Source organism: Austwickia chelonae, from assembly GCF_003391095.1.
GTDB classification, from domain to species: Bacteria; Actinomycetota; Actinomycetes; order Actinomycetales; family Dermatophilaceae; genus Austwickia; species Austwickia chelonae_A.
The window spans coordinates 1367767-1383156 of record NZ_CP031447.1 but is presented as its reverse complement, the minus strand read 5'-3'; the positions used below and the strand labels follow the sequence as shown (position 1 = coordinate 1383156).

Below are 15390 nucleotides of genomic sequence, written 5' to 3'. Positions count from 1 at the left end.
AAACAATTATATTGGACATCAGGGAGGAAACGAGATGGATCTCCCACGGCGCAACGCCCTGACCCTGGGTATTGTGGCCCTGACCGTACCAATTGCATCTGTTCCTTCACGGTCTGCGCAGGCCGCAGTAAAGGAAAGGCGGCTGCCTGAGCATGCTCCGGCTCATGGTCGACGACGCCAGTGCCCTGTCGCCCCTGTTGCACAGTTGACCTATCAAGACATTCAGGAGGCCCAGTCTCTTATCGACTCGGGGTATCTCTCTGATGAGATCATCAGAGCTCTGGATGGCGTTGAGGTTCAATATGAATTGATCGGGCCAGCGCCTCGTGCACTTCCTGTCGTCGCCGCCATTGCTGTAGCTGCCGTTGCTTGGTGCGCCAAGGGTGCACTCAGCTCCTTGCCTGCCTCCGCCATCCAGGATCTTGCCAGCCGGGCGAACCAGAATATCCCCCCTCCCACGTGGGTTTCGAACGCGATCTTCGGCTGTGCGGGTGGACCTGTGATCGGCGCCCTTACATCGCAATGGATGAGGACGAAGTTCATTGCTGCTGTCTTGGCCATGATCATTCGACTCTCCTCTTAAGATGAGTCAGCTCTGGTTCCCTGCCCTGATCCTCCTTGCGTGCATAGTCCTGAACTTGACTGCATTGAGAGCGGCAGGTGAGTTTCACCCCGATCATCCTTTTGTGGAGCGCCACTCCCCGAAGAGTCGAAAGTTCTTCGCTGCCGCAGCCGTGGCATATGCGGTCTCGTTAGCGATTCTCGCGGCGGATGTTGACGCTTGGGTTATAGCAGCTGCTCCGGCGATTATTGGGATGTTGTTTACGTTGTTCGGATCGCATAGCTCTAAGAAGTAAGTTGAAAAATTTTAGAGTCAAGTAAGGCAGCAGCCTTTTGCGCCCCCTGGGGAATCGATCCGGGAGCCGTCGTGCAGAGCTTGAGCCACCTGGAACGAACTCGTCGCGACCTCGATCCAAATCGAGCCCGAGACCGTGGGATGAGCCGGTAACGGCCCGTGGAGCGGCGTCGAGGCACGGCGGGCGGCGTGGGCGTGCCCGATTCTCCACCACGGCGTTGGGCAGCAACCGGTTCGACAGCGCCCTCCGCGCGACGTCGCCGTGGTCGACGTCAACCACCCAACGGTGGGATCTGCGTTCACCGGGTCGGGAGTCGGATGATCAGCACCGCTGGCGGATGGGCAGCAGGCCGATGAGGAACGCAAGAGCACCGAGCAGACGTCAACGGGCAAAGAAGCTGCGAACTCCCAGGCCGATGCGCTGAAGAGCGACATCAACGCTGCCCTGAGTGCAGGTTCTGCCTGAGATAGTCGCCACCGCTGTCGTCATCACGCACGTCAGACACATCTGCCGCATAAGTCCATGTCTTCATGAACTTATGCAGCTAATTTTTGCGCTTGTCGCATAGGATTGGGGCGTGGGTCAAGCAACTAAACCCGGCCCGGAGGTATTCGTCGAGACAACGAAATCCGTATCGTTCCACCAGGAAGTCAACGACTAAAAATGGGCATCCCGAGAGATGGCTAGTCAACCCCATTGCATACGAATGAAAATCATTCCAGTTGCTACTTTTTTAATCTGCTTGACAGATTTCTTCCTGGGAGTTAATGAATTCCCAGGAAGCTGGGTCCCGCTTGGATGCTTTTCTTTGATCATGTGGGCGTCGGCAGGACTGGCCTTTACCTTGAATGGCTGGCCCGATAGAATTTCGACAGGGTTCAATAGTGTCGCATTAGCTCTGTCCCTTGCGTTTTTCATGCTGTGGGACTGGCAGGTGGCCGCTGCCACATCTGGGTCGATACATGCCATCCTGCCCCCTCAGCTGATCCTGCTCGGGGCTATCATTCAGTCGACCACTGAAAGAAAGAAAGCCGCTTGCTGCGAACTTGCTGAATAATCAAACCCAGCTTTCCTCACAGAAACAACCAGGATGACACCTGGGGTAGAAATCACGCCCCCAAGCCCTTCGCATGGACCAAGACCGCCGAGCAGATCCTCGAAACCCCGGCCTGCTACTGCCAACGAATCAACGACTAGCGACACTCTTCGCGATATACGCGACAGCAACAAGGCTGAACATCGGCTCTCTCTTTCGCATTTCTAGATTGAACTTTTTGCAGCATTTAAGCCTTCTGCGCCTCATGCACCTTGCCGTGAGCCAGCAGATTAGCCATGCAGATTCCTGCATAAGTTCTGGTGAAAGTTACTCCCCCATCCTGGCTCTCACCCCACCCCTGCAGAAAACTCTAAAATATTCTTAACACCAGGGATGCCACTACAACCAGACAGAGAATCAAAACAGCTGCAGAAATTACAGCCCCAGTTGGATCCCTTTTCTTAAGACCCAATTGCAGGGAGTATGTAGAGATTCCAACCGCCAGGAGAATCGTTCCGTCCCTCACCAGGGTGAGCTCACCGTGAATATCACATGCCAACCCAAAAGCAAGTATCAGAAAAGCAAGACAGGAATTCGAAGAGGGAGTACCCTCCGGATTTTCTCTTGATGACATACCGACATTCAACTCAATTTACAGATTCCACTGAAGCCACCGGAAGATGGTGATCCCGTGGGGATGCTCACAGAGGAACACCGTCCACCTCTGCGGTTTTCGCTGCTGGTCCACTTCCCTTGCCTTGGCCGGGCGTCCATCCACACGAGCGTAACGGCTTCGTCATACATCAGGGCCTCTGCTTGTCTGTCCGCTGCCCCTGAGTGCGGCTGAAGTTCGCCCCGACAACTCCACTCAGCTGATCGCTGCGGCGACACCGACCCTCTGTCCGCGGATCGGGCCCCGGCGCGGCCGCTCATGCACGACGGAGTACGGACATAGCGAAGGGGCGCCTCATCACGGATGATGAGGCGCCCCTTCGAAGGTCTGGCTCCCCCAATTGGACTCGAACCAATAACCCTTCGATTAACAGTCGAATGCTCTGCCAGTTGAGCTATGGGGGATCGCAGCGATCAGGACTCTAGCAAAAGAATGCCCTCAGAGCGAAACCGGACGTGGACAGCCACAGCGCTGACATCACTCAGCGACTGGGAGTCCAGCCTGTTCCCGCAGGTCACGCAAGAGAAGTTGGGCATATTCCGCGACCTCCGGATCCTGCGAGGCCCGTCCCCTCTTCAAGGTCACCTGCTCGACCAAGGTGCCCTTCTCGAAATCGCGACGCAGAGCCACCCGCCCCAGGTCGGACTCCCCCATCCGCACCGGGGCCATCACGTACACGCTCGACCGCACCCGGTCGTGCAGGACAGCGGGGAGACGGACGCTGTCGTCCGCCAAGGTCCACATGACCGGCCGTGCACCGTCCGACCATGTCACCGTGAGCGTCTTCGTCCCTGGATCCCACGCCCCGGCGGCAATGTCCCGCCACGGACGGGACCACGGCTCCCCTCGCCGTATCGCCGCCACCGGATCATCCCCCGCCGCGACCGGCACATGGTGAAGCGCGTACAAGGAAGCCACCAGGTAGGCCCCGGAGGCTGCGTCACGCGACCACGCCAGCAGCCGGTCCCCCGAGGGAAGAGCCACCTGTCCGGCGATCTCCTCCGGAAGCTGTTCCTCACGTCCGCGCCCCGGCCACCTCATGAATATCTCTCCCGTAGTCGAGCCAGTTCCTGTTGTCGACGAGTCAACTCGATCGCCTGCGCACGAGCGCCCTCAGGGTCGGCGTTCTCCAGACGACGCAGCCCCACCGTCGCATCGTCGATCGCTCGGCGCAGCCCCAGCTCACGCATCCGGAAAACGATCTCGTCCACGTAGCGCTGATCGGGATCCCCCGATCCCGGGTCTCGGCGGGCATGGATCTCTGCGACCGAAAGCGCGACCACGAGCTGGTGGACTTCCGGAGGACAACCGGCGGTGAGTTGCTCCACCCAGGCAGCGGCAGACTGCCGATGCGCGACCTCCAAACCGGCCCGGGAAGCCGATTCGAAGATCACCCGGTGAGCCGACGCCGCGAACGAACTCTCTTCGATCCGGGCGACGTCCTCGGCCGGCAGCAACCGCGGATACTGCAAGAGCAACTGCAGGAACTGCGCGGCCAGGAAGACCGACGGCACGCTCATGTCCGGCGATGGCAGCATTCCCCCCTCCGGAGAGCCCGTGGCAGCCGCCGCAGAGGCCTCCTGGGGCGCTGCGACGACCGGATGTGCGCGCCCCCGCCCTCCTGCAGACCGATGTCGATCAGCCCGGGCGACTTCCCTCGCGAGCTGTTCGATATCCACTCCGATCCTGCCGGAGACCGTGCGGATGTACTCGTGGTGCAGCGACCGGTCACGGATCCCGGCGATCACCGGCGACACCGCCCGCATGCCGGCCACCCGCCCCTCGACAGTGCTCAGATCATGTCGGGCCAAGACGGTACGGATCGCGAATTCGAACATCGGCACCGCGTCCTCGATCAAGCCGCGTACCGCCAGTTCTCCGCCACGCATCCGCAATTCGCACGGGTCCTGGCCGGCGTCGGCGACAGCCACGTAGCACTGGCTGGTCCAGCGTTGGTCCTCGTCGAAAGCCCGCATCGCGGCTTTCTGTCCGGCTTCGTCACCGTCGAAGGTGAACACGGCCCGGGCGGGGACTCCCCCGGCTTCGTCACGCATGATCCGCCGCAACATCTTGATGTGGTCGACCCCGAAAGAGGTGCCACAGGTCGCCACGGCTGTTTCCACCCCGGCCAGGTGGCAGGCCATCACATCGGTGTACCCCTCGACGATGACCGCCGTACGCTCCCGGGAGATCGCTTTCTTCGCCAGGTCCAAGCCGTACAACACAGAGGTCTTCTTGTAGATCGGCGTCTCGGAGGTGTTCAGGTACTTCGCCTGAATACGGTCGTCGTCGAACAACCTTCGCGCGCCGAAGCCGACAGTGTCGCCGGTGATCTCCCGGATGGGCCAGACCAGGCGCCCGCGGAAACGGTCGTACAGCCCGCGTGTGCCGCGCCCGACCAGCCCGGAGACGACCAGTTCTTCCTCGGCGAAGCCCTTGCCGCGCAGGTGTGCGACCAGGGCTTCGCCTTGTCTGGGCGCGTAGCCGACCCCGAAGCGAGCTGCCGCCTGGGAGTCGAAATCCCGGCCTCGGAGGAAGTCCCGCCCGGCACGGGCCTCTTTGCTGTTCATCAATGTTGCGGCGTAGAACTCTTCAGCGACCCGGTGGGCTTCCACCAGCCGGGTTCGCCGTCCGGGGGCCTCTTCCCGCGGTCGTTCACCGTCCTCGTAACGGAGCACGATCCCGCTCTTCTCGGCGAGTCGTTCGACTGCTTCCACGAAGGACAGATGGTCGATCTTCTGCACGAAGGTGATGACGTCGCCGCCTTCACCGCACCCGAAGCAGTGCCAGGAGCCGACTGAGGGCCGAACGGTGAACGACGGGGTCTTCTCGTCGTGGAAAGGGCACAGCCCTTTCAGCGAGCCGATCCCGGCGCGACGCAGGGTGACATGTTCCCCGACGATCTCTTCGAGGTTCGCGCGCTCCTTGACGGCTTGGACGTCCTCGTCCTTGATGAGCCCAGCCATCTCTCTCCCACCTCCCGTGCCGATGTGCGCCGAGTCTAGGCCCGCGCAGGCCGCCAGCCGGTGGCCAGGGCTACCGCCCGCATGTCGGTCAACGAGGCGATCTGGTCGATCACGACCCGCCGACGTCGGGTGTCGTCGGGAGCGGCGTGGAAGTCGGCCAGGAAGACCGGGTCCAGTCGTTCCTCCGGCGCGCTGGTGTACGCGGCGTGGAGTTCTTCGATGATCGTGCGCTGTTCGTCCATCGTCCGGTGTCTTTCGGGGGTGAGCATCATGAAGTGCACGGCCAATGCTTTCAGGACGGTGCATTCGGCGCGGACCTCTCGGGGGATGACGAGGTCGGCGGCATAACGAACATGTGGCCCTGGTCCGTGGACGTCGAGCGTGGCCTGTTCGACCTCGGCGACGAAGTGACCGATGAACCTGCTGGTCATGTCTTTCAGGGCGGACAGCGCGCGACGTGAGCCGTCGTAGGCCTGGGTCGGGGCTGCTCCGGAGTCGCGGATGCGTGCAGTGGCTGCGGCCAGTTCCTCCTCGTCGAGATCCGCGGCGTACCAGGAGCGTGCTGCCTGGTAGACCGGTGTCATCTCTTCGGCCGAGGTGAGCACTCGCAGGTCGATCAGCCCGGCGGCGACGCCGTCCTCGACGTCGTGGACCGAGTAGGCCACGTCGTCCGACCAGTCCATGACCTGGGCTTCCAGACAGCGTCGGGGCGTGTACTTCCCGTCGACGGGCGCGTCTCGTCGCAGCCAGGTGAAGGCGTCTTCGTCTTCCTGGTAGACGCCGTACTTACGTCCTCCGGTGGGATGTTGCCCTCTCGGCCAAGGGTATTTGGTGGCAGCGTCCAGGCTGGCCCGGGTGAGGTTGAGGCCGGCCGAGGTTCCGTCGGCGTGGAAACGTTTGGCTTCGAGGCGGGTGAGCAGGCGGAGCGTCTGGGCATTCCCTTCGAAGCCGCCGATGTCTGCGGACAGTTCGTCGAGGACCTGTTCGCCGTAGTGGCCGAAGGGTGGGTGTCCTAGGTCGTGGGCCAGGCAGGCGGTGTCGACGACGTCGGCCGAGCATCCCAGCACGGCGCCGAATTCTCTGCCGATCTGAGCGACTTCCAGGGAGTGGGTCAGGCGGTTGCGGATGAAGTCGTCGGCGTCGGGGCGCATGACCTGGGTCTTCGCGCCGAGTCTGCGCAAGGCGGCCGAGTGCACCAAGCGGGCTCGATCCCGTGCGAAATCATCACGGTCGGAGCGTTTCTGCGCGGGGTCCTCAGCCACCCAACGTTCGCGGTCTGCGGTGTCGTAGGCGTCGTGGAGGGTCATCTCATGCACTCTAGGTGTCTTCGGTCGGGGATGTCGGCGGCGCCGCCGAGATGGCGGAGAAGCGCAGGTCGGTAACGATCCGGCCGCTGGTCGAGCACAGAGCGGGACGAACGTCCAAACGGCGTTTATCGTGAACAGATGCGCCGTTTTGCCCTGTGTGTCTGCCTGGCACTCACCCTGTCATCGTGCACTCCTACGAGCTTTCTTCCCAGCATGCTCGATTCGCCGTCAGACGAGGGGGCGGACGCCGAGTCGCCAGGGCCCGACCAACCATATGGCGGTGCGAGGGCGACCTGGGTAGCTCAGGGAATCGAGCCGCTCAATGACGCTTCTGCGGTTGCCGGAGTCGCGGTGGTCCAGGGGAAAGAGAACAAAGAAGTTGTGCTGTACGGGGTCGAACCGGCCACAGGCAAGCGTCAATGGCGGAGGCTGGTCACTCCCCCTTATTCACCTCCATCCGAGTTTCTCGTCAAGGTCACCACGATCGATGATCGACTGGTCGCCTTCGTCGACCGAGAGTCCGCAGGTTCGTCGAGTTGGCAGGGGAGGCTGGTGCTCCTCGATCCGAGAGGAACGGGGACGGAGGTGGCGGCGTCCGAGCCGATGGTCTTCGCCTCCCTGCCCTGGGAATGCGGCGGAGGCAAGGCAGCCTGCATCGAGTTAGCCAACGATCAAGGAGTCTTGCGGTTAGGGGCCGATGGAAAAGTCAGCAATGTGTCACCGCGTCCAGGGGCTGACTGGATTTGGAGGGGCATCTGGCACACCCGGGGAACGATCATCAAGACACCAGGCCAAAGCGTCAAGGATGTTCGTGACAATCCCCTCTGGGAGGTGGAGAAATCAGCGGTGTTCCCTCGGAGTACGGCCCCGTACTCCATCAAGGCTCATGGAGATCCTGAAGAGCACGGTGTCGTCATCCTGTCCGGGAAGCATCAGGGCCTGAGACTTGACCGGACGTGGGAGCCGCTTAACGCCATCTATCCCGCTTCAGAAATGCATACCTTGGTAGGACTATCTGAAAAAGATGGCTCAGTACTATGGCAACGACCAGGAGTCGCTCCCCCTTTGAGCACGGGACGTAAAGATGCCGATATCTACGCCATAGAGATCACTTCCGGGCTCGCCTCCTTCCAAGGAAAAGACAGCACGTACAAGGACATCGAGACGGATTTTGTTCGAATAGATCCACAAACCGGCAAAGATATGTGGCGAGTCAAGTTAGGCAAGACGAAGGATGACATCCTCCTTCCCAGCCATTCCCTCGAAGGAGATCGAGGCGTTCACTTCACAACTCAAGAAGGCCAGATCTTCGTATCCATGCCCGACGGGAAAAGGTCAACTCCAGAAGACAAGCAGACAAACACCGAGAAAGAAGGATCATGGGAGTGGGAAGGGGTGCCTTTTGAGCCAGAACTCACCTGGAAGCACGCCAATGGCGAAGTTGTGAAAAAACGAAACCCGCCAGCTCGCACCTACTCACTCAACGACAAAGAGGCCCCGGTTAAACTCCCCATCCCCACGCATATTGGAGCCCATTTCGATGATGTGGTAGTTGTCGGGACAGTCAAGGGACTCATCGGGTACCGACAGAAAAAGTAGTCAGTTCCAGCCTCAGCCACAGCTTGGGTTCGCACTGCCTCCTTGGCCAGTCAATCGAATTACGATTCTCTTCAGTCGAATACACAGCCCATGGCCTATGTGGATAGAATTCTGTCCCGATCCAGAGTAAAACCCTTCGATGATTTTTAGAAAAAGGAGACGGCCGTGCGTCGCTCAGTGGCTTCGACAGTCGCAACAATCACGGCGGGTTTCGCTCTCGCAGGCTGCGTTCCGGCCAGCATCCTTGTACCACCGAAAACCGGTAACGACGCAAGAAGCTCCCACGCAACAGCTCCAACACCTCAAGCAGCTGAGCTGGTCGAGGCGGCATTTTCCAAAGCAAAATCAGCCACTTCTGTGCGCATCGAGGGCGATCAACCCGGCGCCTTCTCCGACTCCAAGGTCGACAGTCGAGGCAAACTCGACGACAGTCAGTTCGACAGCATGATCAAGAGCAGATCTGAAGGACATTTCCACGTCATCAGCGTCTCGGGATCATCCTGGGTCAAGCCCGAAAATCAGGCCGCAGCCTCTGCGATGGATGTGCGCACAGAGCAAATCGGGAAATGGATCAAAATTTCATCCGCCGCAACCAGGCACGTCCGCACATTGAGCACGAAGGCTGTCCTGACCAACGCGATCGAAGCCTTTCCCGTCTATGCATCCCAGAGGGATAAATTCAAGATCGAGTCAGCTGACCACGAGGGGAAAAAGGTCTGGAAAGTGACCAATCCGTCTGGGGGTGGAAAAGGAATTGCCATCATCTCCGCAGATGGCAAGAACCAGCTCATCGCCCTCGATATGCAAACCGGATTCGTACGCTTCTCAGACTGGGACAGCGCCCGAGGAGTCGTACCTCCGAACAGTGATGAAGTCGTCGCCATCTGACCTGTCACGGCCAACCTCACCTGATGTGCTTTTCCCCCAGTTCCCCCTTCTTGAGGCGGAGTCGTTCAGCTTTCCATGTGGGCTCCATCGAAGAATTCCGTCGGCAGGATCATGGATCGGGCGCTGGGGCGGTTCGGTACGCGTAGGGGGGTGCGTCGGGTCTCCGTGAGAGTCGCCAGGTCGACGCGGATCGCGTCGCGCCGGCATCCATCGTGTCCCCCGTCGGTTTACCCGAGGAGATCGGGGTGATGAGGATGTCCGCGATCTTGCCGTTGCGCACGATCTGTACGGCTTGGCGCTCGACCGATCCCACGCGCAGACGGATACCCACCCTTCCCCCCGTAACGATGCCGACGCCTTCGGTGGTCAGCGCCAGCGTGCGCCCCGAGTCGGAGAAGAGAGAGTGCACCTCGTAGTCCGAGGTCGCGACCGGCGTGCGCTCCAAGGTGTCGGTCCGGATGATCGAGATGTAGCGGTTGGTGCCCTCGGTGGACCGGGTCGGTTGCCCGTCGAGGTGCTGCTCCACGCACATGATTGAGCCCGCAACGCCGAGGTCGCGACAGCGGGTGATGCTCTGAGCGTCGGAGTAGATGCGGGTCGCGGTGATGGCCCAGGTGTCGAGGTTGATCGCGTTGACCTGCCCGGTGGTGTCGGTGCTCGAGCCTGACGCGATCAGCGTGTGCCCCGACTGGACCAGCGACGTCATGTAGCCCGGCAGTTCCAACGTCCGGGTGACTTTCCCATCGCTGTCGAGCTGTTGCAACAACGTGAGGTATCCCCGGTCGGTGCCCCCGATGTTCGCGATCCGCATGAGGGTCCCGTCCTCGAGGCGGGCCAGAGCACAGGCCGCGCCGTCACCGTTGGGGCGGGTCGTGAACTCACCCGAGGAGGTCAACGCCCATGTCTCGGTCCCGCGGGAGTTCCCCATGTCGAGGCGTCCGGGGGAGAACGCCCGCAGGTCGATGCCGGCCAGCGGGGCCCGCTGGCCGGTGACCATCGATCCGTCGGCCCGCACATCGGTGACCGCCCCCTTCGCGGACCCGTTGCTGGGCGCGATGACGGGTTCTCCCTGGAGTACGACGTACGCCCCCTCGTGCGAGACGCCGCCGGCGATATCGGACGCCGACTGTTCGGCCCGGGTACAGCCGGCGATCACGCAGGTCAGCGCGGCGAGGCCAAGGCCCACGAGAGTGCGTACGTGGTTTTTCATCGTGTCTTCGCGCTCCTTCCGAATCAGTACGTCTGGAGCCAGGTCACATGGCCGTGGGTCAGCATCGTCGGCGACGGAATGATGAAACCCAGTAACAACACGATAAGCACCGTGAGCAGAACGCGCAGAAGGTGGATCATGCACTCGAAGACGTCTCCGGATCGCCCTCTGGAGCACCAACACATGGTTCAAGTTCGCACTTCGTAGCGCGTCATCCATCGAGTTCGGGGGCTCACCCACCGGCGGCGACCGGCCGGTGCCTGTCACTGATCCAATCGGACCAGCTACCAACGTACAGAGCAGGTTCGTCATCGATGTCGGCGACTGCTAGGGCCAAAGCAACCAGGCCGCTGGAGATCCCCGAACCGCAGTAGACCGCCACCGGGCAGGATCCGTCGACGCCGGCCTCGGTGAAGATCTGGAGCAGGTCCTCAACCGGCAACAGCACGCCTTCACTGGTGATCAAGGAACGCCCAGGAACATTGACCGCCCCCGGAATATGTCCTAGGACTGCGTCCATCGGATCGTTCTCACCTCGGAAGCGTTCAGGAGAACGCGCATCGATCAGGACTCCCTCCGAGGCGTAGAGCGCGGCCTGGTCCGCTTCCAGAACCAGGCCGATTCCACGTCCCAAGGAGAAATCTCCCTCTTCGATGTTTCTCTCCCCGGATTCCACGGGGAGACGATGGGCGCGCCAGGCCTGCAACCCCCCATCGAGAACACAGACGTCGACCTTGCCGAAGTGCCTCAACAACCACCAGCAACGAGCAGCTGCCAACCCGGACTGGTCGTCGTAGACGACGATGCGACGTCCGTTGTCCACACCGCATCCGGCCAGGTCGAGTTCGAAGTCGTCCGGGGCTGGCATCGGATGACGCCCACCGCGGCCACTCTCTTCCGGGACGCCGGCAAGATCGTGCTCGAGGTCGACGTAGATCGCTCCGGGCAGGTGGCCTTGCAGATATTCCTCCCACCCGTTGTCGGAATCGGCCGACCAACGGACGTCGAGGATCAGTGGAGCCGATCCAGGTCCGCCGTGCATCAATTCGGCGAGCTCATCGGGCGAGATGAGCGGGCTTTGGTCCATACGGTCACAGTAGACGCAGCCTCTCTCCACCCGGCGCAGCATGGGCAGGGAATCGGAGTGTCGTGAGGTGCATCAGCACTGGTTAACCATTCATAATGGGCGTTCACTCAATATGCTCGAGGTGCCAGGACGTAGCACGCTGGGATGGCGCAGGCCGGGGAGATCGTCACCTTTCTGATCTGATGTCGGGGGGCCGACGATGCGGCGACAGACCTGCCCCAAGGCTTCTGAGCTGTCCGAGGCAAGGAATGGGGCCGCGCCCGAGTCACTGCGTTCTGTGTGATTTCGTGTGTTCTCTCCGCAGGAGCTCGTGCCGCTGCGAGCAGGGCACATCGGAAGGAACGGGGAGAACGGCCATGACGGGTCCCGGAAACGCATCACCATCGTCGTCGCCTGATCGTTCGGATGCGAGGCAAGCCGATGACGTGCCCAAAGTACCGCTCCGCGACCTGCTTGCCCTGGTGCGCCCCGAACAGCGGGGTCTGGCACTGGCCATCGCTCTGGGCTTCGTCTCCTCCGGTATCGCCCTTGCGCAGCCGTTGCTGGTACGTCGGCTCGTCGACGGCTTCACCGCCAGCAACTCGCAGGACAGCACCAGGGTCGCCACGCTTCTCCTGGTAGCGGCCATGCTCGTCGAGGCACTCCTCGGCGCCTGGCAGAGCTGGGTACTCGGCCGCGCCGGAGAGAATTTCGTCTCGGGGCTGCGGACCCGGATGGTGCAGCGCATCTTCCGTCTGCCCATGTCCGGATACGCCAGATATCGCACTGGCGACCTCCTCTCGCGGGTAGCAGCAGACACCTCCGCGGTACGCAGCGCACTGTCGACATCCTTGGTCGAACTGTCCTCCGGCACGATCCTGCTGATCGGAGCCCTGGTCGTGATGATGAGCTTGACGCCTCTGTTGACCCTGGTCACCGTGGTCTGTGTCGCTGGAGCGGGGCTGGTCGTCGGGGTGCTGTCCATCCATGTGATGGCGGCCTCCTACGGAGCTCAGCGAACCCTCGGGCAACTCAACGCGGGTCTTGAGCGGGCACTGCGCAACCCTCGGACCGTCAAGCTGAACCAGGCGGAGGACTTCGAGGAAACGATCGCAACATCGGCGATCGACGAGGTCAGGAGGCGGGGCTACGCCATGGCCCGGCTGGAGGCCTTGCTGCAGCCCGTCACCTCGATCGCCGTCCAGGGTGCGATGGTAGCCGTGATCACCCTCGGAGGCCTTCGTGTCGCCGACGGCCGGATGACGCTGGGCACCCTGACTGCCTTCGTCCTGTACCTGCTCTACATCGCCGTGCCGATCACGTCGGTCTTCATGGCGGTGACGGACATCCAGGCGGGTCGCGCCTCCTTGCACCGCTCGATGGAGATCCTTTCCGAGGAAGTGGAACCGATCGGTGGTCGCACCTGCGTGGGTCCGGCAACGGTCGAGTTCGACGAGGTCTCGTTCTCCTACCCCGACGGTCGCCGCGTCCTGGACGAGGTCCACTTCCAGTGCGCGGAGCGAGGGGTGACCGCCGTCGTCGGGCCGTCCGGCGGTGGGAAGTCCACCGTCCTGGCGTTGGTGGCAGGCCTGTACACCGCCACCGGGGGCACCGTGCGCGTGGGTGGCCAGGACGTCCGAGAGCTGAGCATGAAGAGTCTGCGCTCACGGATCGCCTACGTGGAGCAGGAATCACCGGTGCTGGCCGGCACGCTCCGCGAGAACCTCACCTACGGACTCGCCGAGCCACCGAAGGACTCCACGATCCTGCGGGTCATGGATCTGGTGGAACTCGAAGACCTGACCCGTTCCCCGGGGTCGCTCCTCGACCTGGCAATCGGTGAATCGGGCGCGAACCTGTCAGGAGGTCAGCGCCAGCGCGTCGCTCTGGCTCGGGGGCTGCTCCGCGCACCGGACATCCTGCTGCTCGACGAGGTCACCTCGCAGGTCGACGCCCTCAACGAGGAGTCGATCCTGCGCACCGTCGACGAACTCGCTCGCTCACGGTCGGTCGTCCTGGTCGCCCACCGGCTGTCCACGGTACGGCGTGCCGACCAGGTGATCGTCCTCGAAGCAGGACAAGTGGTCGACAAGGGCACCCATGACGAGCTGCTCTCGCGGTGCCCTCTGTACCAACACATGGTCAGCACGCAGATGTTGACAGGATGAGCGCGCCCGGGGTCACCCTCCCGAGATGGACAGCTCGGCCTGTGCCAGAGTGCCCCGATGCTCCTCCGAGAGCTCCTGACTGAGCAGCCAACCGTCCGGCAGAGCCACCTGCTTCGCCGACCCGGCCCTGCCCCGTTGCCCCTCCGCATCGGCCCCCGGCCACGGCTGATCAGCATCCAAGGTCGAGAGCAGGTCGTCCAGCGCCGCCAGGTCCTCCACCAGCGCCAACCGGTGTCGGACGTCATGGCCTGCAGGAAAACCCTTCAAATACCACGCGATGTGCTTACGAATATCCCGGCAGGCGCGCCGCTCATCGCCCTCGTGGAAATCGACCAGATAGTGGGCATGCCGCCGAAGGGTCTGCCCCACCTGCCCCAGGGTCGGCCGCGTCCGCACCGGGGAACCGGACAATGCCGCAGCCAGATCGGCGAAGAGCCAAGGCCTTCCCAGACATCCACGCCCCACGACCACGCCGTCGCACCCCGTGCCGGCGATCATCTCCACGGCGTCCTCGGCCGACCAGATGTCACCGTTTCCCAGCACCGGGATGCTCTGCACCGTCTCCTTCAACCTGGCGATCGCCGACCAATCGGCACGCCCCGAGTACAGTTCCGCAGCCGTCCGACCGTGCAGGGCGATCGCAGCGACCCCTTCGTCCTCCGCGACCTTGGCCGCCTCCAGATAGGTCAGATGGTCGGCGTCGATGCCCTTACGCATCTTCACCGTCACCGGGATCCCGCCCTTGGCACCCTCTTCCACCGCCGCCGACACGATCTGCCGAAACAGCGTCGTCTTCCACGGCAGAGCAGAACCCCCACCTTTACGAGTCACCTTCGGCACCGGGCAACCGAAGTTCAGATCGACGTGATCGGCACGGTTCTCTTCCACCAACATCCGCACCGCAGTACGCACCGTCGCCGGGTCGACCCCGTAGAGCTGTACCGACCGGGGTGACTCCTCCGGGTCATGGGTGATCATCCGCAAGGACATCGGGGTCCGCTCGACCAGCGCGCGCGACGTGATCATCTCGCTGACGTAAAGACAGCCTGCCGCGTCCAGGCCGGGGACGGCGGACACGGCTTCCCGGCACAGTCTCCGGAAGGCCCGGTTGGTGATCCCGGCCATGGGCGCGAGGACGACCGGGGTGGGGATGGTCAGCGGGCCGATCCGAAGGGCAGGCATGGGTGTGGGAAGAGTCATGGTGTTCCAAGTCTGGCAGACGTCCGGAGACGGGCCCGGCCTGTTCCGGCTTCGGGAAGATCGGTGGTGCGCGCTGACGTTGTCGGCGGCGCGGAGGACCTACGCTGAGGTCACCATGACTGATTCGTCCCGTGCCGGGCAGGCTTCCTGTTGCAGTGACCCTTCGGAGAGTGTCCGGCGGCGAGCCCGCGCACAGCGTCTGGTCGCTGTGGCGGGCGCGTCCGGTCTGGCGGTGGTGGTGGTCGGTCTGGTGGTGGGTGGTTGGCCCGGCGCGGTGGTCGTCGGGCTCTTCATCACTGGGCTCCTGGTTCATCTGGTGCGTTCGTGGCGTTGGATCGGCCTGAACGACAAGTTGATCCGGATAGCTGTCGTGGCTTTGTTGGCGGCCTTGGCTGTGGTGCGGGCCTTTCCTCGTTGATC

The 15390-nt window shown here is 62.5% G+C and carries 12 protein-coding genes and 1 tRNA gene; 5 read left to right on the top strand and 8 right to left on the bottom strand.

Going from position 1 to position 15390, the window contains the following annotated elements:
• Positions 1 to 34: 34 nt before the first annotated feature.
• A complete protein-coding gene (locus tag DX923_RS06130) occupies positions 35 to 583 on the top strand; it encodes a hypothetical protein (RefSeq protein WP_205413109.1) in 549 nt (182 codons plus the stop codon).
• Between the two features lie 961 nt (positions 584 to 1544).
• On the opposite strand, the gene DX923_RS16125 is transcribed toward DX923_RS06130, so the two are convergent.
• From DX923_RS16125 to DX923_RS06100, 5 genes are all read right to left on the bottom strand, one after another.
• A complete protein-coding gene (locus DX923_RS16125) occupies positions 1545 to 1826 on the bottom strand; it encodes a hypothetical protein (protein WP_162872816.1) in 282 nt (93 codons plus the stop codon).
• Between the two features lie 1068 nt (positions 1827 to 2894).
• A tRNA-Asn gene (locus DX923_RS06115) sits at positions 2895 to 2970 on the bottom strand.
• A gap of 73 nt (positions 2971 to 3043) precedes the next feature.
• Positions 3044 to 3607: a hypothetical protein gene (locus DX923_RS06110; RefSeq protein WP_116113440.1), complete on the bottom strand. Its 564-nt coding sequence runs from the start codon at positions 3605 to 3607 to the stop codon at positions 3044 to 3046.
• Positions 3604 to 5532: a DNA primase gene (dnaG, locus tag DX923_RS06105; protein ID WP_116113439.1), complete on the bottom strand. Its 1929-nt coding sequence runs from the start codon at positions 5530 to 5532 to the stop codon at positions 3604 to 3606. Before dnaG ends, DX923_RS06110 begins: the two co-directional genes overlap by 4 nt.
• A 35-nt stretch (positions 5533 to 5567) precedes the next feature.
• Positions 5568 to 6839: a deoxyguanosinetriphosphate triphosphohydrolase gene (locus DX923_RS06100; RefSeq protein ID WP_162872815.1), complete on the bottom strand. Its 1272-nt coding sequence runs from the start codon at positions 6837 to 6839 to the stop codon at positions 5568 to 5570.
• A 138-nt stretch (positions 6840 to 6977) separates the two neighbouring features.
• On the opposite strand from DX923_RS06100, the gene DX923_RS06095 reads away from it, so the two are divergent.
• Together DX923_RS06095 and DX923_RS06090 are read left to right on the top strand one after the other, a co-directional pair.
• Positions 6978 to 8438, top strand: a complete 1461-nt coding sequence (locus tag DX923_RS06095) for a hypothetical protein (protein WP_116113435.1) — start codon at positions 6978 to 6980, stop codon at positions 8436 to 8438.
• Positions 8439 to 8603: 165 nt separating this feature from the next.
• Entirely contained in the window at positions 8604 to 9326 is a 723-nt protein-coding gene (locus DX923_RS06090) for a hypothetical protein (protein WP_162872814.1), read from the top strand.
• A 109-nt stretch (positions 9327 to 9435) separates the two neighbouring features.
• On the opposite strand, the gene DX923_RS06085 is transcribed toward DX923_RS06090, so the two are convergent.
• A complete protein-coding gene (locus tag DX923_RS06085; RefSeq protein ID WP_116113433.1) occupies positions 9436 to 10536 on the bottom strand; it encodes a hypothetical protein in 1101 nt (366 codons plus the stop codon).
• A gap of 232 nt (positions 10537 to 10768) precedes the next feature.
• Positions 10769 to 11623, bottom strand: coding sequence for a sulfurtransferase (locus tag DX923_RS06080; protein ID WP_116113431.1), 855 nt, complete (start codon positions 11621 to 11623; stop codon positions 10769 to 10771).
• Positions 11624 to 12048: 425 nt separating this feature from the next.
• Here DX923_RS06080 and DX923_RS06075 point away from each other — a divergent pair, with 425 nt between their 5' ends.
• Entirely contained in the window at positions 12049 to 13770 is a 1722-nt protein-coding gene (locus DX923_RS06075) for an ABC transporter ATP-binding protein (RefSeq protein ID WP_162872813.1), read from the top strand.
• 12 nt (positions 13771 to 13782) lie between these two features.
• Here the strand turns inward: DX923_RS06075 and dusB are convergent, their stop codons facing one another.
• Positions 13783 to 14970, bottom strand: coding sequence for a tRNA dihydrouridine synthase DusB (gene dusB, locus DX923_RS06070; RefSeq protein WP_116113427.1), 1188 nt, complete (start codon positions 14968 to 14970; stop codon positions 13783 to 13785).
• 115 nt (positions 14971 to 15085) lie between these two features.
• On the opposite strand from dusB, the gene DX923_RS06065 reads away from it, so the two are divergent.
• Positions 15086 to 15388, top strand: coding sequence for a hypothetical protein (locus tag DX923_RS06065; protein ID WP_162872812.1), 303 nt, complete (start codon positions 15086 to 15088; stop codon positions 15386 to 15388).
• Positions 15389 to 15390 lie beyond the last annotated feature (2 nt).

What these genes read in the sequence shown, in the direction of transcription:
- dusB (WP_116113427.1), bottom strand. Translation starts at nt 14,970, where the DNA reads ATGACTCTTCCCACACCCATGCCTGCCCTTCGGATCGGCCCGCTGACC.
- DX923_RS06130 (WP_205413109.1), top strand. Translation starts at nt 35, where the DNA reads ATGGATCTCCCACGGCGCAACGCCCTGACCCTGGGTATTGTGGCCCTG.
- DX923_RS16125 (WP_162872816.1), bottom strand. Translation starts at nt 1,826, where the DNA reads ATGGCATGTATCGACCCAGATGTGGCAGCGGCCACCTGCCAGTCCCAC.
- DX923_RS06095 (WP_116113435.1), top strand. Translation starts at nt 6,978, where the DNA reads ATGCGCCGTTTTGCCCTGTGTGTCTGCCTGGCACTCACCCTGTCATCG.
- DX923_RS06110 (WP_116113440.1), bottom strand. Translation starts at nt 3,607, where the DNA reads ATGAGGTGGCCGGGGCGCGGACGTGAGGAACAGCTTCCGGAGGAGATC.
- DX923_RS06080 (WP_116113431.1), bottom strand. Translation starts at nt 11,623, where the DNA reads ATGGACCAAAGCCCGCTCATCTCGCCCGATGAGCTCGCCGAATTGATG.
- DX923_RS06085 (WP_116113433.1), bottom strand. Translation starts at nt 10,536, where the DNA reads ATGAAAAACCACGTACGCACTCTCGTGGGCCTTGGCCTCGCCGCGCTG.
- DX923_RS06065 (WP_162872812.1), top strand. Translation starts at nt 15,086, where the DNA reads ATGACTGATTCGTCCCGTGCCGGGCAGGCTTCCTGTTGCAGTGACCCT.
- DX923_RS06100 (WP_162872815.1), bottom strand. Translation starts at nt 6,839, where the DNA reads ATGACCCTCCACGACGCCTACGACACCGCAGACCGCGAACGTTGGGTG.
- dnaG (WP_116113439.1), bottom strand. Translation starts at nt 5,532, where the DNA reads ATGGCTGGGCTCATCAAGGACGAGGACGTCCAAGCCGTCAAGGAGCGC.